Source organism: Enterobacter sp. P82 (assembly GCF_037053385.1).
In the GTDB taxonomy this organism is placed as follows: domain Bacteria; phylum Pseudomonadota; class Gammaproteobacteria; order Enterobacterales; family Enterobacteriaceae; genus Enterobacter.
Genome location: NZ_JBALHX010000001.1, coordinates 2,484,439 through 2,504,102, shown reverse-complemented (window position 1 = coordinate 2,504,102; position 19,664 = coordinate 2,484,439). Strand labels below are relative to the sequence as shown.

The 19,664-nt window shown below is 54.4% G+C and carries 20 protein-coding genes and 1 other RNA gene; 15 read left to right on the top strand and 6 right to left on the bottom strand.

What is annotated here, in order from left to right; all coding sequences use genetic code 11:
* Positions 1-48: 48 nt before the first annotated feature.
* From WB237_RS12000 to amtB, 5 genes are all read left to right on the top strand, one after another.
* On the top strand, positions 49-507 hold the full coding sequence (locus WB237_RS12000) for an Lrp/AsnC family transcriptional regulator (protein ID WP_015571267.1): 459 nt from the start codon (positions 49-51) through the stop codon (positions 505-507).
* Between the two features lie 30 nt (positions 508-537).
* The gene (locus tag WB237_RS11995) at positions 538-2,310 is read left to right on the top strand and encodes a SmdA family multidrug ABC transporter permease/ATP-binding protein (RefSeq protein WP_336213235.1); all 1,773 of its coding nucleotides are present in this window, start codon (positions 538-540) and stop codon (positions 2,308-2,310) included.
* On the top strand, positions 2,303-4,084 hold the full coding sequence (locus WB237_RS11990; protein WP_336213233.1) for a SmdB family multidrug efflux ABC transporter permease/ATP-binding protein: 1,782 nt from the start codon (positions 2,303-2,305) through the stop codon (positions 4,082-4,084). Before WB237_RS11995 ends, WB237_RS11990 begins: the two co-directional genes overlap by 8 nt.
* Positions 4,085-4,304: 220 nt before the next feature.
* Entirely contained in the window at positions 4,305-4,643 is a 339-nt protein-coding gene (gene glnK / locus WB237_RS11985) for a P-II family nitrogen regulator (protein ID WP_008503304.1), read from the top strand.
* A 35-nt stretch (positions 4,644-4,678) separates the two neighbouring features.
* Complete coding sequence (amtB, locus tag WB237_RS11980; RefSeq protein ID WP_114977945.1) at positions 4,679-5,968, top strand: ammonium transporter AmtB; 1,290 nt, start codon at positions 4,679-4,681, stop codon at positions 5,966-5,968.
* Positions 5,969-6,016: 48 nt separating this feature from the next.
* Here amtB and tesB read toward each other — a convergent pair whose 3' ends face one another.
* Positions 6,017-6,877: an acyl-CoA thioesterase II gene (gene tesB, locus WB237_RS11975; RefSeq protein WP_028017629.1), complete on the bottom strand. Its 861-nt coding sequence runs from the start codon at positions 6,875-6,877 to the stop codon at positions 6,017-6,019.
* 203 nt (positions 6,878-7,080) lie between these two features.
* On the opposite strand from tesB, the gene WB237_RS11970 reads away from it, so the two are divergent.
* Positions 7,081-7,608, top strand: a complete 528-nt coding sequence (locus WB237_RS11970; protein ID WP_114977946.1) for a YbaY family lipoprotein — start codon at positions 7,081-7,083, stop codon at positions 7,606-7,608.
* Positions 7,609-7,636: 28 nt separating this feature from the next.
* Here WB237_RS11970 and WB237_RS11965 read toward each other — a convergent pair whose 3' ends face one another.
* Positions 7,637-7,948, bottom strand: coding sequence for an MGMT family protein (locus tag WB237_RS11965; RefSeq protein ID WP_028017627.1), 312 nt, complete (start codon positions 7,946-7,948; stop codon positions 7,637-7,639).
* 169 nt (positions 7,949-8,117) lie between these two features.
* Here WB237_RS11965 and ffs point away from each other — a divergent pair.
* The 3 genes from ffs (at position 8,118) to WB237_RS11950 (ending at position 8,940) form a co-directional block, all read left to right on the top strand.
* Positions 8,118-8,214, top strand: an RNA gene (gene ffs, locus WB237_RS11960) — signal recognition particle sRNA small type.
* 262 nt (positions 8,215-8,476) lie between these two features.
* On the top strand, positions 8,477-8,728 hold the full coding sequence (locus WB237_RS11955) for a hypothetical protein (protein WP_114977949.1): 252 nt from the start codon (positions 8,477-8,479) through the stop codon (positions 8,726-8,728).
* Entirely contained in the window at positions 8,725-8,940 is a 216-nt protein-coding gene (locus WB237_RS11950) for a hypothetical protein (protein ID WP_028017625.1), read from the top strand. Before WB237_RS11955 ends, WB237_RS11950 begins: the two co-directional genes overlap by 4 nt.
* 81 nt (positions 8,941-9,021) lie before the next feature.
* On the opposite strand, the gene yczR is transcribed toward WB237_RS11950, so the two are convergent.
* Complete coding sequence (gene yczR / locus WB237_RS11945) at positions 9,022-10,443, bottom strand: MocR-like transcription factor YczR (protein WP_336213227.1); 1,422 nt, start codon at positions 10,441-10,443, stop codon at positions 9,022-9,024.
* Between the two features lie 87 nt (positions 10,444-10,530).
* On the opposite strand from yczR, the gene yczE reads away from it, so the two are divergent.
* The 3 genes from yczE (at position 10,531) to WB237_RS11930 (ending at position 15,484) form a co-directional block, all read left to right on the top strand.
* Entirely contained in the window at positions 10,531-11,142 is a 612-nt protein-coding gene (yczE, locus tag WB237_RS11940; RefSeq protein WP_336213225.1) for a membrane protein YczE, read from the top strand.
* A gap of 77 nt (positions 11,143-11,219) precedes the next feature.
* On the top strand, positions 11,220-12,290 hold the full coding sequence (locus WB237_RS11935) for a LacI family DNA-binding transcriptional regulator (protein ID WP_336213222.1): 1,071 nt from the start codon (positions 11,220-11,222) through the stop codon (positions 12,288-12,290).
* A 104-nt stretch (positions 12,291-12,394) separates the two neighbouring features.
* Positions 12,395-15,484, top strand: a complete 3,090-nt coding sequence (locus WB237_RS11930; RefSeq protein ID WP_336213219.1) for a beta-galactosidase — start codon at positions 12,395-12,397, stop codon at positions 15,482-15,484.
* Between the two features lie 39 nt (positions 15,485-15,523).
* On the opposite strand, the gene WB237_RS11925 is transcribed toward WB237_RS11930, so the two are convergent.
* A complete protein-coding gene (locus WB237_RS11925) occupies positions 15,524-16,351 on the bottom strand; it encodes a nickel/cobalt efflux protein RcnA (protein ID WP_336213217.1) in 828 nt (275 codons plus the stop codon).
* A 135-nt stretch (positions 16,352-16,486) separates the two neighbouring features.
* On the opposite strand from WB237_RS11925, the gene WB237_RS11920 reads away from it, so the two are divergent.
* Entirely contained in the window at positions 16,487-16,759 is a 273-nt protein-coding gene (locus tag WB237_RS11920) for a metal-sensing transcriptional repressor (RefSeq protein WP_028017619.1), read from the top strand.
* Here the strand turns inward: WB237_RS11920 and WB237_RS11915 are convergent.
* The gene (locus tag WB237_RS11915) at positions 16,752-18,317 is read right to left on the bottom strand and encodes an EAL domain-containing protein (protein ID WP_336213213.1); all 1,566 of its coding nucleotides are present in this window, start codon (positions 18,315-18,317) and stop codon (positions 16,752-16,754) included. The genes WB237_RS11920 and WB237_RS11915 overlap by 8 nt on opposite strands.
* Positions 18,318-18,537: 220 nt before the next feature.
* Here WB237_RS11915 and WB237_RS11910 point away from each other — a divergent pair, with 220 nt between their 5' ends.
* Positions 18,538-18,798 carry a type B 50S ribosomal protein L31 gene (locus tag WB237_RS11910; RefSeq protein ID WP_010428154.1) on the top strand — a complete coding sequence of 87 codons (261 nt, stop codon included), beginning with the start codon at positions 18,538-18,540 and terminating at the stop codon, positions 18,796-18,798.
* Between the two features lie 2 nt (positions 18,799-18,800).
* Complete coding sequence (gene ykgO, locus WB237_RS11905; protein ID WP_336213209.1) at positions 18,801-18,941, top strand: type B 50S ribosomal protein L36; 141 nt, start codon at positions 18,801-18,803, stop codon at positions 18,939-18,941.
* Here ykgO and WB237_RS11900 read toward each other — a convergent pair.
* A complete protein-coding gene (locus tag WB237_RS11900; RefSeq protein WP_336213208.1) occupies positions 18,938-19,648 on the bottom strand; it encodes a GNAT family N-acetyltransferase in 711 nt (236 codons plus the stop codon). The genes ykgO and WB237_RS11900 overlap by 4 nt on opposite strands.
* Positions 19,649-19,664: the final 16 nt, after the last annotated feature.

Genomic DNA, 19,664 nt, shown 5'->3' with positions numbered 1-19,664 from the left:
GCCTTTAAAATAGAATGAAGGGAGAAAAATTTTCTCTGTGAGGTGGGTATGCTAGATAAAATTGACCGCAAGCTCCTTTCATTGCTGCAAAGTGACTGTACCCTCTCTTTGCAGGCGCTGGCAGATGCCGTTAATCTGACCACCACACCGTGCTGGAAGCGCCTCAAGAAGCTTGAAGATGACGGCATTCTTCTGGGACGCGTCGCGCTATTAGATCCCGAAAAACTAGGGCTTGGGTTGACGGCATTTGTCCTGATTAAAACCCAGCATCACAGCAGCGAGTGGTATTGCCGTTTTGTCACTCAGGTTTCTGACATGCCTGAGGTGCTCGGTTTCTGGCGTATGGCCGGAGAATACGATTACCTGATGCGCGTTCAGGTAGCTGACATGAAGCGCTATGACGATTTTTACAAACGACTGGTGAACAGCGTGCCGGGCTTGTCGGACGTCACCTCGAGCTTCGCTATGGAACAGATTAAATACACCACAGCACTACCTATTGAATAACTTCGTAAAATACCTTCAGGAACAAACCGCGTGCGATTATTTGCCCAATTAAGCTGGTACTTTCGTCGGGAGTGGCAACGCTACCTCGGTGCAGTAGCCCTGCTTATTATCATTGCCATCCTGCAGCTGATCCCGCCGAAGGTGGTGGGCTACGTCGTGGATGGCGTCACTGAACAACATTACACCACCGCACGGGTGTTGATGTGGGTTGGCACGCTGGTGCTGACGGCCGTCATTGTTTATCTGTTGCGCTATGTCTGGCGGGTGCTCCTTTTTGGCGCTTCCTATCAGCTGGCCGTTGAGCTGCGTGAAGATTTTTACCGCCAGTTGAGCCGGCAACACCCAGAGTTTTATCTGCGACACCGCACCGGGGATCTCATTGCACGCGCGACAAACGACGTCGATCGCGTGGTGTTCGCCGCAGGAGAAGGGGTGTTAACGCTGGTGGATTCTCTGGTCATGGGGTGCGCAGTCCTGATTGTGATGTCTACTCAGATCAGCTGGCAGCTCACCCTGCTGGCATTGTTGCCGATGCCGCTGATGGCACTGGCGATCAACCGTTTTGGTGAGCAACTGCATGAGCGCTTTAAGCTGGCGCAGGCGGCGTTCTCTTCACTGAACGACCGTACGCAGGAGAGTATGACCAGCATCCGTATGATTAAAGCCTTTGGTCTGGAGGACAGACAATCAGCACTGTTTGCAGCCGATGCCGCAGACACGGGGGCGAAGAACATGCGCGTCGCGCGAATTGATGCGCGTTTTGACCCGACAATCTATGTCGCGATCGGCATGGCAAACCTGCTGGCTATTGGTGGGGGAAGCTGGATGGTGGTACAGGGCTCGTTAACCCTGGGACAATTGACCAGCTTTGCGATGTACCTGGGGCTGATGATCTGGCCGATGCTGGCATTGGCCTGGATGTTTAACATCGTTGAACGCGGTAGCGCCGCCTACAGCCGTATTCGCACCATGTTGGCCGAAGCACCGGTGGTGAATGACGGCAACGAAGCCGTACCTGAAGGGCGCGGTGTCATAAATGTTGACGTCCGTAAGTTTGTTTATCCGCAAACGGAACATCCGGTACTGGAGAACGTTAGTTTTACGCTCAAGCCAGGTCAGATGTTGGGCATTTGTGGCCCAACAGGTTCTGGCAAAAGTACCGTGCTCTCACTGCTTCAGCGCCACTTTGACGTCACGCAGGGCGATATTCGCTTCCATGATATTCCCCTGACGCAACTGTTGCTGGACGACTGGCGAGGTCGTCTGGCGGTCGTCAGCCAGACGCCGTTTCTCTTTTCTGACACCGTGGCTAACAACATTGCCCTCGGACGTCCGTCGGCGACGCAGGAAGAGATTGAGCATGTGGCGCGTTTAGCCAGCGTACATGATGATATTTTGCGTCTACCGCAGGGCTACGAAACGGAAGTCGGGGAACGTGGCGTCATGTTGTCCGGAGGACAAAAGCAGCGAATCTCAATTGCCCGCGCGCTGCTTCTTAATGCCGAAATCCTGATTCTGGATGATGCGCTTTCCGCGGTGGATGGTCGTACCGAGCACCAGATCTTGCATAACCTGCGCCAGTGGGGCGACGGACGTACGGTGATTATCAGTGCCCACCGTTTGTCGGCGTTGGCGGAAGCCAGCGAAATTTTAGTGTTGCAGCACGGGCATATTGCCCAGCGCGGGCAGCATGAAAAACTGGCTGAGCAACCGGGCTGGTATCGCGACATGTATCGTTATCAACAGCTTGAAGCGGCGCTGGATGATGCTCCGGAACAGGATACGGAGGCCGCTAATGCGTAAATTTGGCTCGATGTGGCCGACGTTAAAACGTCTGCTGGCCTACGGTTCACCGTGGCGAAAACCGCTGTCTGTTGCCGTGCTGTTGCTCTGGATTGCGGCGATTGCTGAAGTCAGCGGTCCACTGCTTATTAGCTATTTCATCGACAACATGGTTGCCAAACGTTACCTGCCACTGGGGCTGGTGGCGGGCCTGGGTGTGGCTTACGTTGGCTTACAGCTGACAGCGGCGGGGCTTCATTATGCTCAGTCGTTGCTGTTTAACCGTGCAGCCGTGGGGGTCGTGCAGCAGTTGCGTACCGATGTCATGGACGCTGCGCTGCGCCAGCCGCTCAGCGAGTTTGATACCCAGCCAGTCGGGCAGGTGATTTCGCGCGTGACCAACGATACGGAGGTGATCCGCGATCTGTACGTCACCGTGGTGGCAACCGTCCTGCGCAGCGCGGCGCTGATTGGCGCGATGCTGGTGGCGATGTTCAGCCTCGACTGGCGTATGGCACTGGTGGCGATCACCATCTTCCCGGCGGTGTTGATTGTGATGGTTATCTATCAACGTTACAGCACACCCATTGTGCGTCGGGTGCGAGCCTATCTGGCCGATATTAATGATGGCTTCAATGAAGTGATCAACGGCATGAGCGTCATCCAGCAGTTCCGCCAGCAGGCACGTTTTGGCGAGCGGATGGGCGAAGCCAGTCGTTCGCACTATATGGCGCGTATGCAGACGCTGCGGCTTGACGGTTTCCTGTTACGCCCGCTATTGAGCCTCTTCTCCGCGCTGGTGCTCTGTGGCCTGCTCATGCTGTTTGGCCTGACCGCTCACGGAACCATTGAAGTTGGGGTCCTGTATGCTTTTATCAGCTACCTTGGCCGCCTTAACGAACCGTTGATTGAGCTTACGACACAGCAGTCGATGCTCCAGCAGGCCGTTGTGGCAGGGGAGCGCGTGTTCGAGTTGATGGACAGACCGCGTCAGACCTACGGCAACGATGACCGCGGGCTGCAAAGCGGGGCCATTGCTTTTGATAACGTCTCGTTTGCTTATCGCGAAGACCGGCTGGTATTGCAGGACATCACACTGGATGTCCCGTCGCGGGGCTTTGTTGCGCTGGTGGGGCATACCGGCAGCGGTAAGAGTACGCTCGCAAGCCTGTTGATGGGTTACTACCCGCTAAGCCAAGGTGAAATTCGCCTCGACGGACGCCCGCTCGCGTCTCTCAACCATAATGTGTTACGTAAAGGCGTTGCAATGGTGCAGCAGGATCCGGTCGTGATGGCGGATACTTTCTACGCCAACGTGACGCTGGGCCGGGACTATACCCATCAACAGGTCTGGGATGTACTGGAGAAAGTGCAACTGGCAGAGCTGGCACGTGGTTTCAGCGACGGGATCAATACGAAGCTGGGTGAGCAGGGGAACAATCTCTCTGTTGGGCAAAAACAGCTTCTGGCGCTGGCACGGGTACTGATTGAAACGCCGCAAATTTTGATTCTGGATGAAGCGACGGCCAGTATTGATTCCGGTACCGAACAAGCTATCCAGCAGGCGCTGGCCGCCGTGCGTGACCATACTACGCTGGTGGTGATTGCCCACCGCCTTTCCACGATTGTTGACGCGGATACCATTCTGGTGCTGCATCGCGGACAAGCCGTTGAGCGCGGTACACACCGGGAGTTGCTGGAAGCAAAAGGGCGCTACTGGCAAATGTACCAGTTGCAACTGGCAGGCGAAGAGCTGGCTGCCAGTGTGCGCGAGGAAGAGTCACTGAGCGCCTGATGCACCAAAATGAGGCGGCGCACTAACAGTCATTCCTGTTGGTGCAAAACTGAAACGCACCATGCACTGGCATGGTGCGTTTTTTTTCACCCGTTTGTTGATCAAGGCCGCGTAATGCTCCTTGCACCGCGATTCACCCTGTTTTTCATTTCTGGCACATCCCTTGCAATATCTTCTGCGTTAGCTGCGGCCATTACCGAATTCTGACTGGAGGGGATCTATGAAGCTGGTTACGGTTGTAATCAAACCATTCAAACTCGAAGACGTGCGTGAAGCGTTGTCTTCAATGGGTATTCAGGGACTGACTGTCACCGAAGTGAAAGGCTTTGGTCGTCAGAAAGGTCATGCCGAGCTTTATCGCGGGGCGGAATACAGCGTTAACTTCCTGCCAAAAGTAAAAATTGATGTCGCGATTGCTGATGACCAGCTTGATGAAGTCATCGATGTGATCAGCAAAGCGGCCTACACCGGCAAAATTGGCGACGGCAAAATTTTCGTTGCCGAACTGCAGCGCGTCATTCGCATCCGTACTGGCGAATCCGACGAAGCGGCACTGTAAGTAACTCCTGGCACACAGTGATAGGGATCGAGAAAATGAAGATAGCAACACTTAAAACGGGTCTGGGTTCGCTGGCACTGCTGCCGGGCCTGGCGCTGGCTGCTGCTCCTGCGGTGGCAGACAAAGCCGATAACGCCTTTATGATGATCAGCACCGCGCTGGTGCTGTTTATGTCCATTCCGGGCATTGCGCTGTTCTACGGCGGCCTGATCCGTGGCAAAAACGTTCTCTCCATGCTGACGCAGGTTGCCGTGACGTTCGCACTGGTCTGCGTGCTGTGGGTGGTTTACGGTTACTCGCTGGCCTTCGGCACGGGCAACGCCTTCTTTGGCAACTTCGACTGGGTGATGCTGAAAAATATTGAGCTGACCGCGCTGATGGGTAGCTTCTATCAGTACATCCATGTTGCTTTCCAGGGCTCGTTCGCCTGTATTACCGTCGGGCTGATTGTGGGCGCGCTGGCTGAGCGTATTCGCTTCTCTGCGGTGCTGATCTTTGTGGTGGTCTGGCTGACGCTCTCCTATGTGCCAATTGCACATATGGTCTGGGGTGGTGGTCTGCTGGCAACGCACGGTGCGCTGGACTTCGCAGGTGGTACCGTTGTACACATCAACGCTGCGGTCGCAGGCCTGGTGGGCGCATACCTGATTGGCAAACGCGTTGGCTTCGGTAAAGAAGCGTTCAAACCGCACAACCTGCCGATGGTCTTTACGGGTACTGCGATCCTCTACTTTGGCTGGTTCGGCTTCAACGCCGGTTCGGCAAGTGCTGCGAACGAAATTGCCGCACTGGCTTTCGTGAACACTGTAGTGGCAACGGCGGGTGCAATCCTCTCCTGGGTATTTGGTGAGTGGGCGGTGCGCGGTAAACCTTCCCTGCTGGGTGCCTGTTCGGGAGCCATTGCCGGTCTGGTTGGTATCACGCCAGCGTGTGGTTATGTTGGTGTAGGCGGTGCGCTGCTGGTTGGCCTGGTGTCCGGTCTGGCGGGTCTGTGGGGCGTGACTGCACTGAAACGTGTTCTGCGCGTTGATGACCCTTGTGATGTGTTTGGTGTACACGGTGTGTGCGGCATCATCGGTTGTATCATGACAGGTATCTTCGCCGCGAAATCTCTCGGTGGCGTGGGTTACGCAGAAGGCGTCACCATGGCACATCAGCTGCTGGTACAGCTGGAAAGTATTGCTATCACCGTTGTGTGGTCTGCTGTAGTGGCCTTCATTGGCTATAAACTGGCGGACATGACAGTCGGTCTGCGCGTACCGGAAGAGCAGGAGCGCGAAGGTCTGGACGTCAACAGCCACGGCGAGAATGCGTATAACGCATAATAAACAGCAAAACGGCAACTTCGGTTGCCGTTTTTAATGGTTGTTCCCTCAGCCTCTATTACGCATCACCCCTTCCTGTACGGTCGAGGCTACCAGCACGCCATCCTGGGTATAAAACTCCCCACGTACAAACCCGCGTGCGCTTGACGCCGACGTACTCTCCACACTGTAGAGCAACCACTCATTCATGTTGAACGGACGATGGAACCACATGGAGTGATCAATCGTCGCAACCTGCATCCCTTTTTCCAGGAACCCGACACCGTGCGGCTGCAGCGCCACCGGCAGGAAGTTGAAATCAGACGCATAGCCCAGCAAATACTGATGAACGCGGAAGTCTTCTGGCACATTACCGTTAGCCCGGATCCAGACCTGGCGCGTCGGCTCGGCGGTGTGACCTTTCATCGGGTTATGGAACTCGACGGGACGGATCTCAAGCGGCTTGTCACAGAGGAACTTCTCTTTGACCTGCGGTGGAAGCAGGTGCGCCAGCGCGCGGGCGATGTCGGTTTCAGATTTCAGCTCGTCGGGTACCGGTGCCGGAGGCATCGCCTTCTGGTGCTCATAACCGGTTTCAGGTGCCTGGAAAGAGGCGGTCATGTAAAAGATTGGCTTACCGTTTTGAATGGCTGCTACGCGGCGCGCGCTGAAACTGTTGCCATCTCGCAATACTTCGACGTCATAAACAATCGGTTTTGCGCTATCGCCGGGGCGTAAGAAGTAGCTGTGGAATGAATGCACCAGACGGTCTGCCGGGACAGTCTCCTTTGCAGCGTACAGCGCTTGTCCAACGACTTGCCCACCGAAGACCTGGCGTAAGCCCAAATCTTCGCTCTGTCCGCGAAAGAGTCCTTCCTCAATTTTTTCCAGATTCAGTAATGTCAGCAGATTGTTCAGTGCCTGACTCATAGTTGTCCTCAATAAACGCCGTAGCGAAAGATAGGCAGAGTATAACGCAGAAATGAAAGTGGTCCGATGGGTAGAATAATCTGAATATCGGGACGATCTCAGGCATTAATCAGTGATCTGTGCCACACTTGAATATGTTATGTGATTGAAACGACATCGGATGGGATCGATCCCGCTGGTGCATTGATGATAAGGAGACTTCAATGAAACTCGTGCCCATGCTAAGTGGTGTAGCTATTGCGGTGGCGTTGTCCGCCTGTGCCGGTAAGAGCGCCCAGGTGCCAGTGCCAGCAGCAGATCCATACGGGATTAATACCCTTTCTCAGCAATCCATTCAGCAGCCTAACGTTTCTGGTACCATCTGGATTAAACAGAAAGTGGCGTTACCGCCGGATGCGATATTAACGGTCACACTGTCTGATGCTTCTCTGGCAGACGCGCCGTCGAAAGTACTCGCGCAGCGTGCCGTCCGTACTGAAGGTAAGCAAGCACCGTTTAGCTTCGTGTTGCCGTACAACCCATCAGACGTGCAGCCTAATGCCCGTATCCTCATGAGTGCAGCGGTAACGATCAACGGTAAGCTGGTCTTTATCACCGATACGGTCCAGGAAGCGATCAACAACGGTGGGACCAAAGTCGACCTGAACCTGGTGCCGGTGCAGCAGACCGAAGTGCCTGTGGCTCCGCAGACGAACCAACCGTCTGTACCAACCCCACCGACTCAGCTGTAATTTATACCCCTCTCCTTTGGGGGAGGGGTCAGTATACCCAGCGATACTTCTGTAAATCGATCTGACCTGATCCAGATACCTGCACACCTTCTGAGAGTAACGCCTGACGTTGACGCTGGAGATCCGGACCCGTCAGCGAGATGACACCATGTCGGTTCACCACCCGGTGCCAGGGCAGGGTACTCCCTTCCGGTAGCCTTTTCAGGACACCGCCCACCTGCCGCGCTGCGCGCGGGGAACCCGCCAGACGCGCGACATCACCATAGGTGGTGACATAGCCTTCCGGAACAGAGGCCACGATTTGCCATACACGCTGTGGAAATGAGTCGTGTTCGTCCATACGTTCACCTGTGGGATTTACTGGACAGCCATGTTAAACGAAGATCGTCAGGATTGCTGCGCCAGTTTGCGCAAGAAACCAGCATCCGGTTCCTGGCGGCTTGCAATTGGGCGTTAGCACAGGGATAATGCGCCAGCGCGTTGGTTATCAACGCTCTCAATGGGGGCTCTGTTGGTTCTCCCGCAACGCTACTCTGTTCACCAGGTCAGGTCCGGAAGGAAGCAGCCAGGGCAGACGACGTGTGTGCCGGGATGTAGCTGGCAGGGCCCCCACCCATTTCTGGCTCCGCAAGATTTTCCCTGCTTCTCCTTTCCCCTTAAACGGTTAGTCCGCAATATTTGTGTGCCTATATCGTGTAATATATATTTCATCGCATTGAAATATTATTGTCATAAACCTGTAATAATAGACTGTCATTTTATCATTGGATGTCTATTTTCTTCCATAACTCAAAAAAATATATATCTGGATAACATTGTTAACTTCGTGTATTAAATAAAGCACTTATTCCGAAGGGAAGTGACAAACATGGCTACTGCGGTATTAAACGTTAAAATTGATGGCGCGCTAAAAGAAAGACTTCGTCACTATGCGGAAGTGAATAACGAGAATTTAAGCGTGACGACAGAGAAACTACTGCTGCTGGCATTTGAAGCAGTAGAAGAGGCGGGAGTATCGGAAGAGGATATTGATAATCAGCATACGGAAGAAGAGAGTGTTACTCCTTTTACTCCTAAAGAAATCAAAGCTCTACGTAAACTTCTGAAGAAGAGAAAATGAAACAACAACTGTCTACTGCCAGTGACTACAAAGAGGCCTGTGATTTGTTGCGTTCAGGCTACGTGAAGCATGTACGTCTTGGCTGGAATGTCGGAAGTGATGAGTTCTTTCGTATTGCGTCTGACTGGTGTGATACCGGCGCAAAAATAAAGAAAGACGGTGAAAACTTCGTTATTTCACTGAAAGGTTTTCCTATTCCTCCTCAGCACTAAATCCTGACAGGTGAAAACTGCTGACTGCATGTATTACAGTCAGCAGTTTTTATTTTATGATCTACTTCAAATTTTTAAATATTACACCAGACTGCGTTTTATTGACGGCACGTTTTTATTCAGGGCGAGCCAGAGTGGTTTGATCCTCAGTAAAGCCTGTTCAAGCTCTGTCGGTTCGAGCGAAAAAGGCATCCGTAAATAGCGGTCGAACGCCCCCGATAAGCCAAACCGTGTACCGGTCCCCAGGTTGATCCCTGGTATTTCCGCTCGTGCGGCTAGCTGTGTAGCTTGCATACCAGGCAGTTCGATCCAGTATGAGAGTCCACCTTCCGCTTCATGAAATTTCCATTCCGGGAAATGTTCACGTAGCAATTCACCACATCGATCACGTCGTTCTGCCAACATTTTTCGTCGAGCAGGGAGAAACGTCTCGCTATTGTTAATCAGCCACAGCGTCGCCAGTTGCTCCAGCAGCGGAGATCCCAGATCCAGGGTATCTCGGGTCTGAGCGAGTGTCGCGATGGTGCGAGAAGAGGCGCGGATCCAGCCGAGACGTAACCCTCCCCAGAAACTTTTTCCGGCGGAACCTAGCGTGATTACGTTGGCTTGAGGATTAAACGATGCCAGCGGTGGCGGTGGCGGTGAGTCAAACCAGAGATCGACCATCGTCTCATCCACCACCAGCGCCGTACGGGTCTGTGCGGCGATATCGGTTATTGCCTGACGGGTCGCGATATCCATACATCGTCCGGTTGGGTTATGAAAATCTGGCATCAGATACGCCAGACGAGGTGCCGTCTGGGCAAGCGTTGCCGCAAAGCCATTCGTATCCCAGCCGGTTTCCGGCAGTGAGACCCCCACGGGCCGACACTGTGCCCCCTGAATGGCGGCAATCGCCAGCGGATAGGTGGGATGATCGACCACGACACGATCCCCCGGCCCGGTCATCATCCGCAGTACCAGCGCAAAACCACTGACGGCACCATTAACCACCATCACCTCGTCCGCCCTGGTCGGAAGACCACGCGAGGTATAGCGTGCAGCGATGGCTTCCCGCAGTGACGGCAGCCCAAGCTGATCGTAACCCGTCAGCGAGAGATGCTGGGTAATGGCCGTGAGCGCATGGGTGTAAGCCTGGTGGATCTCTGGCCCGGCATTGAGCGCGGCAGTGGAGAGATCCAGCGCGGCGCTTGCCGCTGAAAGTGTTGGAACGGCGCGCGTATCCGGGAGGATCACGCGTGATCCACTACCGTGTCGGCTTTCGAGGTATCCCTCTTCGCGCAGATGGGCGAGGGCGCTGCTGATAGTCGTCCGGCTCACATCCAGCGCGGTGGCCAGTTCCCGTTCGCCTGGTAGCCGCGTATTCAGTGCCAGCCTGCCATCAAGGATTAACAGACGCAGCGCGTCGGCCAGCTGACGCCAGAGTGGGCTGCGGGATGAGGTTTGCTGCCAGTGGCCTAAAAGACGTACCAGAGACTGACTTCCGAAGCGACGTGATGACATATGCAGTCCACTATTTGAAAACTGGACATTAATCATAGTGCCATTTTAGGTCAGGATGAAAGCCTGGTTCACTGGAGAAGATAAAAAATGGTACGTCGCCTGCTACAACTCTATGTCGGTTTAGGACTGTATGGCCTTTCCACCGCAATGTTTATTCGTTCCGATTTGGGTGTCGATCCCTGGGATGTTTTTCACCTTGGGGTGGGGATACAGCTGGGAATGACTATCGGGACGGTAATCATTGTGACCGGCGCTGCGGTGCTGCTGCTGTGGATCCCACTGCGTCAGATGCCGGGCCTTGGCACAATCAGTAACGTGATTTGTATCGGTCTGGCGGCGGACGCCAGCATGGCGCTTATCCCGGAACTTGATTCCTTATCCGTTCGAATCGCTTTCCTGGTGTCGGGCATCGTGATGAATGCGATTGCGACCAGCATGTACATCGGTGCCGGTTTCGGGCCTGGACCGCGCGACGGTTTGATGACCGGTATTCATTCCCGGTTGGGGTGGTCCATTCGTAGCGTGCGTACGTCAATTGAAGTGTCCGTCCTGCTGATTGGGTGCGTGCTTGGTGGCTCGTTTGGTGTGGGAACCGTCTTGTATGCCCTGACCATTGGCCCGCTTATTCAGCTCTGTTTGCCCTGGTTCCGCCAAAAGCCTCGCATTGAGAAAGTACCTCAGCCGGAACGGGTTGTTTAATTTTGCGAAGCGCTCACATGCTTTAACGGCGTCGCTGTGCCAGAATAGAAGCTTCTAAAATTGCGATGCCAGAATGCATGAAAGCAATCACTCTCTATGATGTTGCCCTCCTTGCGGGGGTTTCTTATCAGACCGTGTCCCGCGTCATTAACGATGCGGAACATGTCTCTGCCCGTACGCGGGAAAAAGTGCAGCAGGCGATGGCGGAGCTGCACTACGTTCCTAACCTTCGGGCACAGCAGCTGGCGGGTAAACGCACCCGTACGCTGGGTCTCATCACTACCGACCTGGCCCTGCACGCGCCTTCGCAAATTGTGTCGGCGGTAAAATCGCGTGCGGCGGAACAGGGGGCGAGCGTCCTTATCTCCATGGTTGAGCAACCGCAGCAGTGTCAGATCGCGCTTCAGACGCTGCTGGCCCAGCGTGTGGAAGCGCTACTGGTGAATGTGCCGCTTGACGATCGTCTCGCTGAACAGCTCAGGGCGCTGGCGTCACCTGTCCCGGTGCTGTTCCTCGATGTATCGCCTGCAGCGCAGGTGAACAGCCTGGTGTTTAATGCCGAGCAGGGGGCACGTCTGGGCGTTGAGCATTTACTTTCATTAGGGCATCAACGTATTGCCCTCCTGAGCGGTCCGGAAAGCTCGGTTTCTGCGCGGGCGCGTCTGGCGGGTTGGAAAGCTACGCTGGCACAGGCTGGTCTTGAAGCTATCGCGGTGGCATACGGTGACTGGAGTGCGGCGTGTGGATATGAGAAAGGACATGTGCTGTTGTCGGCGGCGGAATTACCTGATGCCATTCTGGTGGCGAACGATCAAATGGCGCTCGGAGTAATGCGTGCCTGCGCAGAAAAGGGGATATCTATTCCCGGGCAGATATCCGTGGTTGGGTTTGACGATACCGCAGACAGCGCCTGGTTTTCCCCGCCGCTGACGACCGTTCGCCAGGCGTTTCGTGAGGCGGGAGAGCAAAGTGTGGAATGGCTGCTGGCGCCCACTCAGGGTGATGAGTGCTGGCAGATTCAGTTGCCTGTTACGCTGGTGACCCGTAATTCCAGCGCGCGCCGTGTACCGCAGCAGGCAGAATATGAGGATCTCGCGCAGCAGCTCAGAAGCCTGGCGCTACGGGCTGAACAACTTGCCCGTAAATAAGACTTTTGTGATCTGACTCGCTACCCCACGATCGAACACTTTACCGTAACCCAGTGCCAGGGCATGTTAAGCAAAATTGTGAGCGCTTCGCAAAAGAGGTCGATATGCCCAACACACCATCGCTGACTCTCGGCGCAATTCTGGCCCGTCGGGACTGGGAAAACCCAGGGGTAACTCAGTGGAACCGCCTGGCTGCACACGCGCCGTTACACAGTTGGCGTCATGAACAACCAGCCCGGGATGATGCCGGTTCCCTCAGCAAGCACTCCCTTAACGGAGAATGGCAATTTAGCTACTTCCCAGCTCCGGAGCAGGTTCCCCAGACATGGGTGACAGAAGATTGCGCGGATGCAGTCGCGATGCCCGTGCCGTCTAACTGGCAGATGCAGGGTTTCGACACGCCCATCTATACCAATGTCACCTATCCCATTCCCGTTAACCCGCCTTTTGTGCCGCAGGAAAACCCGACCGGTTGTTACTCGCTCACATTTGAAGTGGATGATGCCTGGCTGCAGAGCGGGCAAACCCGGATTATCTTTGACGGCGTGAACTCGGCGTTTCATCTGTGGTGCAACGGGCAGTGGATGGGGTATTCACAGGACAGCCGACTCCCCGCCGAGTTTGATCTCTCGGCGGCATTACGCCCCGGACAAAACCGCCTGGCAGTTATGGTCTTACGCTGGTGTGATGGGAGTTATCTGGAAGATCAGGATATGTGGCGCATGAGCGGCATTTTCCGTGATGTGTCATTGCTGCATAAACCTGAGACGCAGATTGCCGATTATCAGGTGGCGACAGACCTGAATGTAGAGCTGGACCGTGCAGTGCTGAAGGTCGACGTCCAGCTTGCAGGTGCTGGTTTTACGGACTGCGAGGTGGTCTTTACCCTGTGGCGTAAGGGGCAAAAATGCGCCAGCGCAACCCAATGCCCTGGGTCTGTCATTGTGGATGAGCGCGGCAGTTGGGCCGAGCGTTTAACGGTAGCCATTCCCGTTGAGGCCCCGGCGCTATGGAGTGCTGAAACACCGGAGCTGTATCGCCTGACAATCGCGCTTCGGGATGCGCAGGGCAACGTGCTGGAGATTGAAGCCTGCGATGTTGGCTTCCGTCGCGTTGAAATCAGTAACGGTCTGCTGAAACTCAACGGTAAACCGCTGCTGATACGCGGGGTAAACCGGCACGAACATCACCCGGAAAATGGCCAGGTGATGGACGAAGCGACAATGCGCCGTGATATCGAAATCATGAAGCAGCACAACTTTAACGCTGTACGCTGCTCGCACTACCCGAACCATCCACTGTGGTACACGTTATGCGACCGCTACGGGTTATATGTTGTTGACGAAGCCAATATCGAAACCCATGGCATGGTGCCGATGAGCCGTCTCGCTGACGATCCGCGCTGGTTGCCCGCCATGAGCGAGCGTGTGACCCGCATGGTGCAACGCGATCGTAATCATCCTTCTATTATCATCTGGTCTCTGGGCAATGAGTCCGGGCATGGCGCGAATCACGATGCCATGTACCGCTGGCTAAAAACCACGGACCCAACGCGCCCGGTACAGTATGAAGGCGGTGGGGCAAACACGGCGGCGACCGATATTGTTTGCCCGATGTATGCCAGGGTCGATCAGGACCAGCCTTTCCCGGCAGTCCCCAAATGGTCAATCAAAAAATGGATCGGCATGCCGGATGAAACGCGTCCGCTGATCCTCTGCGAATACGCCCACGCGATGGGTAACAGCTTCGGTGGATTCGCGAAATACTGGCAGGCGTTTCGCAACCATCCTCGCCTGCAGGGTGGTTTTGTCTGGGACTGGGTCGATCAGGCCCTGACGAAAAAAGACGAAAATGGCAACACGTTCTGGGCGTACGGCGGGGACTTTGGCGATAAACCGAATGACCGTCAGTTCTGTCTCAATGGCCTGGTGTTTCCCGATCGCACGCCACATCCGGCGCTGTATGAGGCGCAGCACGCGCAGCAGTTTTTCACTTTTACGTGGGTGAGTACGTCACCGCGGGTGATTGCGGTGCGAAGCGACTATCTGTTCCGTCATACCGATAACGAAGTGCTGAAATGGACGATTACCCGGGACGGGAACGTGCTGGCCGTGGGCGAGGTGACGCTCGCTATTGCTCCCGGAGGAACTCAGCATGTGGAAATCGATCTTCCGGAGATCAAACCCGAACCGGGTGAAGTTTGGCTGAATGTTGAAGTATCTCAATCGCGGGCAACACCGTGGTCGCCGGCAAACCATCGCTGCGCATGGGAACAGTGGTTGCTCCCGGCCCCGCTGTTTATTTCACCGCCAGCTCCCACGTGCGAGCCTCCGGTTTTAATGCAACACGATCGCTTCCTGGAGGTCACGCATCGTCAACAGCGCTGGCAGTTTGATTGCGCATCCGGAAACCTGACCCAGTGGTGGCGAAATGGTGTTGAAACGCTGATTTCACCTGTGACGGATAACTTTAGCCGTGCGCCGCTGGACAACGACATTGGCGTGAGTGAAGCGACGCAGATCGATCCGAACGCCTGGGTTGAACGCTGGAAAGCGTCGGGCATGTACGATCTCACCTCGCGCGTGCTGCACTGTAAGGCTGAGCAGCACGCAGGCGAAGTGATGATCACAACCCAGCACGTGCTTGAGTATCGCGACAAAGCCCTGTTCATGAGCCGTAAAATCTGGCGGGTGGACGATCAGGGCGTGCTGCATGGTGACATTCAGGTCGATATTGCGTCTGATATTCCGCAGCCCGCGCGCGTTGGACTGAGCGTTCATCTCGTCGAAACGCCGGAAAACGTCCACTGGCTGGGACTGGGACCACACGAAAACTACCCGGACAGAAAGCTGGCGGCGCAGCAGGGTCGCTGGACATTACCTCTCGAGGCCATGCACACGCCGTATATTTTCCCGACGGAAAATGGTTTGCGCTGCGATACCCGGGAACTTGTGGTGGGAACGCATCAGCTGAACGGCCGATTCCATTTCTCGGTGAGCCGCTACGGCCAGCAGCAGCTGCGTGAGACAACCCATCATCATCTGCTGCGCGAAGAGCCGGGTTGCTGGCTCAATCTCGATGCGTTCCATATGGGCGTGGGCGGCGACGACTCCTGGAGCCCCAGCGTCTCTCCGGAGTTCATCCTGCAGACACGCCAGCTTCGCTATACCTTCAGCTGGCAGCAGAACTCTTAACTGACCATGAAGATGCGGCCACAGAGCGTGGCCGCACTCTTACGCCAGAATGCCGCTCAGGCCATGCAGGCTCATGTAAATCCCTACTATGGTAATCAGCGCAGCGGAGATCCACGGTGCTTTTCGTGAAAATTCGCTAAACCCGGGCCAGCGTTTGGTCGCGTGCTTGAGGCTTAAGGCGGCAATTGCGCCGGAAGCCACCAGCGTGATCGCCAGGCCAATGCTGAAACTGAACACCAGCGTTGCGCCGAGGGCAAAATGCTTCAGCTGCAGGCAGATCAGCAGGACAGTTATTGATGCTGAGCAGGGGATAAGCCCCCCGGTCAGACCAAACATCGCGATCTGCCCGGTGGTGACGTTTTGACCGTTGAAACGTCGGTTAATATCCTGTGCGTGCGCCCGTTGATGGGTGTCCTGCCACTCCTCCTCAACCAGTTGATGTCCATGGTGGTGATGCTCATGATGGTGGTCATGGTCATGGTCATGGTCATGGTCATGGTGGTGATCGTGATGATGATCGTGCGGCTGACTCTCTTTCCAGGTTCGCCAGGCCATCCACAAGGCGATTGCTATGATCAATACCCCGGAGATCAGCTGGAACCAGGGTTCGGACGTGTGTGCATCCCATCCCTGACCAAACCATAAGCCAGCCATGGCAATGATCCAGACCACCGCCGTGTGGGAAAGTGTTGCCGACAGACCGAGCATCACAGCCTGTTTCATCGTACCGCGGATTGCCACGATAAAGGCGGCCATCATCGTTTTTGAGTGGCCCGGTTCGAGGCCATGCAGCGCGCCGAGCAGGATAGCGCTGGGGACAAACAGCAAGGCGTTGCCCTGTTGCAGGAGTGAAGCAAAATCGTTCATCGAAGATTCCGGAATGGAAAGCGAGATCAAATACTACTCCCCCCCAGTAGGTTAATACTCCCCCCAGTAGAAAAATACTCAGGGGGAGTAGAGCGTGATATGCTTTAAACGTCAAAAAAGAGAAGGGATCACCAGATGTCACATACCGTTCGCGACAAGAAAATGTTATTGACTCGCCTGAAGAAAATTCAGGGGCAGAGTAACGCCCTGGAGAAAATGCTGGACAGTGATCACGAATGCGCCGAGGTGCTACAACAGCTGGCGGCGATCCGTGGAGCGGTTAACGGCATGATGATGCAGGTGATCGAAGGGCATTTAACCGATCACGTGGTGAAAGAGCCCGAAGAAGCAAAGCGTGAAGCCGATCTTGGCGTGGTGTTACAGGTAATCAAATCCTACCTTAAGTAGAATGCAACCTGAGGTTATTTTCTGCCCAAAAAATAAATTCCGCTTTTGGTAGCGCCTTACTGTAGTACCACCCCTGTCCATACTGCACCCCGTGGCGGTGCAACCACTCGAGCTGTCTTGCGGTCTCAATCCCCTCCGCCACCATCGCCAGTTTCAGCGATTTCGCTATTTCAATAATGTGCGGGGTGACATTTTTGTACTCCAGTGCATCCACAAACGATTTATCAATTTTTAGCGTATCGACATCAAGATCCTGCAGATAACTCAGGCTCGAATAGCCTGTGCCAAAATCATCAATATAGACAGAGTGCCCTGAACGACGGAAGGCGGCGATGGCTGGCGCGCTGATTTTAGGGTCGGCAAAGCCACGTTCAGTTAGCTCAAGGGCGATTTGTTTAGGATGGATTTTCCACTTATTCAGTAATTGACCCAGCAGAGGGGGAAGATCGCCGGAGGTCAAATCAGCTGGCGCGAGATTGATGGAGATATGCTGTTCGTCGTGAAGATGCAGCCAGTTGCCCATATCTTCGAATACTTTTTCGATAACTAACTGGGTCAGCTGCGAGATGAGCCCGGTTTGCTCTGCAAGAGGAACAAAAATATCAGGCGCGAGGATGCTCCCGTCTGGCTGAGGCCAGCGTGCCAGTGCCTCGGCACCCACAATTTTTCCGCTACAGAGTGCTACGATAGGTTGATAGTGAACCACAATGTCGCGGCTGTTAATGGCGTCAAGCAGGCGATTGCGCGGCGACTGGATACGACGCAATACACGCAAGACAAAGAATGCGGCAAGCAGGCTTATCAGCATGCCAAAGGGTAGCCAGAAAAGAAGTTGCTGGTGCCAGGTTTCCGCCAGTGGCTTGAGTGCAGCCCAGGCGACCACCGTAAAACCCAGCTCAGGAATCGGCTTCATAACGTACATGGCACCGTTGTATTGAATGTTGGTGACCTTCTGGCCCATAACCATGTTACGGATATGCGGATCAAGTTTGTTGTTGCTGGCAAAAATGAGATGTGTTTTATGCCCCACCAGGGCGGCATTTATCGTGAGCTGACTTAAAGGGATCACATCCACAAGTGAAGCCGGATCAATAAGCACAAGATAATGACCTTTGCCCATGACGGCCATGTAGCGGTTAAAGCCGAGATCATTTTGTGTGGTTAGCCATGTGCTGTAACCATCTTCTGTAATACGCATCGGAGGGGGAAAATAGACCGCTTTGCTGGCTTGCTCAAGGGAAGAGCAGAGGATTTTAAGGTTGTCGACATAGATAACTTCCTGGACATAACGCCACGAGAAAGCGGACCGGCGCATTTCCATTAAATGCGTAGGGCTACAGGGGACTCCCTTAAACGCCTGCAATTGATTTAGCGCTTCTTTTGCCTGCTCCACGACCATGTCAGTACGTACCAGTACACGTGAGGCATACCTGTCCAGCGCATCGACAAATTGTTCTTCCGCCTGGCGATGCGCAAGCCAGATGCTCAGGCAAATGGGGAGCAGCACAGAAAGAATAAGTACGCCAGTCACCAGACTGACCAGATGTCGGGTATTCATGCTGTCGTTTCCTTCCTCATGTGCCCGTTCCTGGGCACCGAGTTCCCTGCCAGAAGAGAAAGATTTTACCGCGAAATGATGTAGTTATAGCACGTGTACGGGTTTGTTTTCATTTTATCTAAGGCAAATCAGAAAATAGCATCAGGATAGAGGGGGTTGTTATTTCAGCAGAGCTTCGATATTATTTTGTTATGTTATAACAAAACATGAAGGGCTTACGATGAAACCAGATATCCATCCCGCCTATCGCACCGTGGTTTTCCACGACACCAGTGCCAATGAGTACTTTAAAGTTGGCTCGACTATTAAAACCGACCGCGAAATTGAACTCGACGGTGAAACCTATCCCTACATCACTATTGAGGTCTCTTCAAAATCGCATCCGTTCTATACCGGCAAGCAGAAAACGTTCTCTACGGATGGCAGCGCGGCACGCTTCCGCAAGCGTTTTGGTGGTTTTCTTAATGCGAAACGGGGCTAACTATGCAGGTACTTAACTCATTACATAGTGCGAAACAGCGTCACCCGGATTGCCAGATAGTCAAACGCAAGGGACGCTTATATGTGATTTGCAAATCTAACCCGCGCTTTAAAGCGGTTCAGGGACGTAAAAAAAGACGCTAGATGCGTGTTTCTCGCCAACTTTCCAGGGATCTTTTCTGTTTGCCATCGGCAGTAAAATTGTCGGTGGCAAGCCAACCTTCAAAGGCCTTCGCCAGCACCGGCCACTCTTTGTCGAGTATCGAAAACCAGTCGGTATCCCGGTTATGACCTTTTGTGACCAGCGCCTGGCGAAAACGCCCCTCAAACTGAAAACCAAGACGCAGTGCGGCCTTGCGCGATGGCTCGTTCAGACTGTTACATTTCCACTCATAACGGCGGTAGCCAAGAGTATCGAACACGTACTGCATCAGCAGATATTGCGCTTCTGTTGACTCTGGCGTGCGGCTTAACAGTGGGGAGAAATGAACGTGCCCCACTTCCACTACACCGTTTTTAGGATCGATCCGCATCAGGGCCAGTGTTCCGACAGGAGACTGTGTGTGGTTATTAATTACGGTAAAGTGAATGGGATCGGATAATTCACACACGCTCGCCACCCACCCGGCAAACTCACCCGCCGAGGTATCTGGCTCCCGTAGCAGCCATGTCCAGCTGCGGGTATCTTCTGCCCGGGAATAAGCGCTGAACAGTGCGTCGGCATGCTCCACCCGCAGAGGCTCAAGTCGACAATATCGCCCCTGAAGAACAACCCGGGACGGATGCTGACGAGGTTGCCAGTCGATAAGGGGCTCTCCCACCGGCTGACCAAACTGATTGAATGTCTTCATCTTAATATCCGTGACG

What these genes read in the sequence shown, in the direction of transcription:
- WB237_RS11910 (WP_010428154.1), top strand. Translation starts at nt 18,538, where the DNA reads ATGAAACCAGATATCCATCCCGCCTATCGCACCGTGGTTTTCCACGAC.
- WB237_RS11930 (WP_336213219.1), top strand. Translation starts at nt 12,395, where the DNA reads ATGCCCAACACACCATCGCTGACTCTCGGCGCAATTCTGGCCCGTCGG.
- WB237_RS11915 (WP_336213213.1), bottom strand. Translation starts at nt 18,317, where the DNA reads ATGAATACCCGACATCTGGTCAGTCTGGTGACTGGCGTACTTATTCTT.
- WB237_RS12000 (WP_015571267.1), top strand. Translation starts at nt 49, where the DNA reads ATGCTAGATAAAATTGACCGCAAGCTCCTTTCATTGCTGCAAAGTGAC.
- WB237_RS11970 (WP_114977946.1), top strand. Translation starts at nt 7,081, where the DNA reads ATGAAACTCGTGCCCATGCTAAGTGGTGTAGCTATTGCGGTGGCGTTG.
- WB237_RS11935 (WP_336213222.1), top strand. Translation starts at nt 11,220, where the DNA reads ATGAAAGCAATCACTCTCTATGATGTTGCCCTCCTTGCGGGGGTTTCT.
- tesB (WP_028017629.1), bottom strand. Translation starts at nt 6,877, where the DNA reads ATGAGTCAGGCACTGAACAATCTGCTGACATTACTGAATCTGGAAAAA.
- yczR (WP_336213227.1), bottom strand. Translation starts at nt 10,443, where the DNA reads ATGTCATCACGTCGCTTCGGAAGTCAGTCTCTGGTACGTCTTTTAGGC.
- WB237_RS11920 (WP_028017619.1), top strand. Translation starts at nt 16,487, where the DNA reads ATGTCACATACCGTTCGCGACAAGAAAATGTTATTGACTCGCCTGAAG.
- yczE (WP_336213225.1), top strand. Translation starts at nt 10,531, where the DNA reads ATGGTACGTCGCCTGCTACAACTCTATGTCGGTTTAGGACTGTATGGC.
- WB237_RS11950 (WP_028017625.1), top strand. Translation starts at nt 8,725, where the DNA reads ATGAAACAACAACTGTCTACTGCCAGTGACTACAAAGAGGCCTGTGAT.
- WB237_RS11900 (WP_336213208.1), bottom strand. Translation starts at nt 19,648, where the DNA reads ATGAAGACATTCAATCAGTTTGGTCAGCCGGTGGGAGAGCCCCTTATC.
- glnK (WP_008503304.1), top strand. Translation starts at nt 4,305, where the DNA reads ATGAAGCTGGTTACGGTTGTAATCAAACCATTCAAACTCGAAGACGTG.
- WB237_RS11990 (WP_336213233.1), top strand. Translation starts at nt 2,303, where the DNA reads ATGCGTAAATTTGGCTCGATGTGGCCGACGTTAAAACGTCTGCTGGCC.
- WB237_RS11955 (WP_114977949.1), top strand. Translation starts at nt 8,477, where the DNA reads ATGGCTACTGCGGTATTAAACGTTAAAATTGATGGCGCGCTAAAAGAA.
- WB237_RS11965 (WP_028017627.1), bottom strand. Translation starts at nt 7,948, where the DNA reads ATGGACGAACACGACTCATTTCCACAGCGTGTATGGCAAATCGTGGCC.
- ykgO (WP_336213209.1), top strand. Translation starts at nt 18,801, where the DNA reads ATGCAGGTACTTAACTCATTACATAGTGCGAAACAGCGTCACCCGGAT.
- WB237_RS11925 (WP_336213217.1), bottom strand. Translation starts at nt 16,351, where the DNA reads ATGAACGATTTTGCTTCACTCCTGCAACAGGGCAACGCCTTGCTGTTT.
- amtB (WP_114977945.1), top strand. Translation starts at nt 4,679, where the DNA reads ATGAAGATAGCAACACTTAAAACGGGTCTGGGTTCGCTGGCACTGCTG.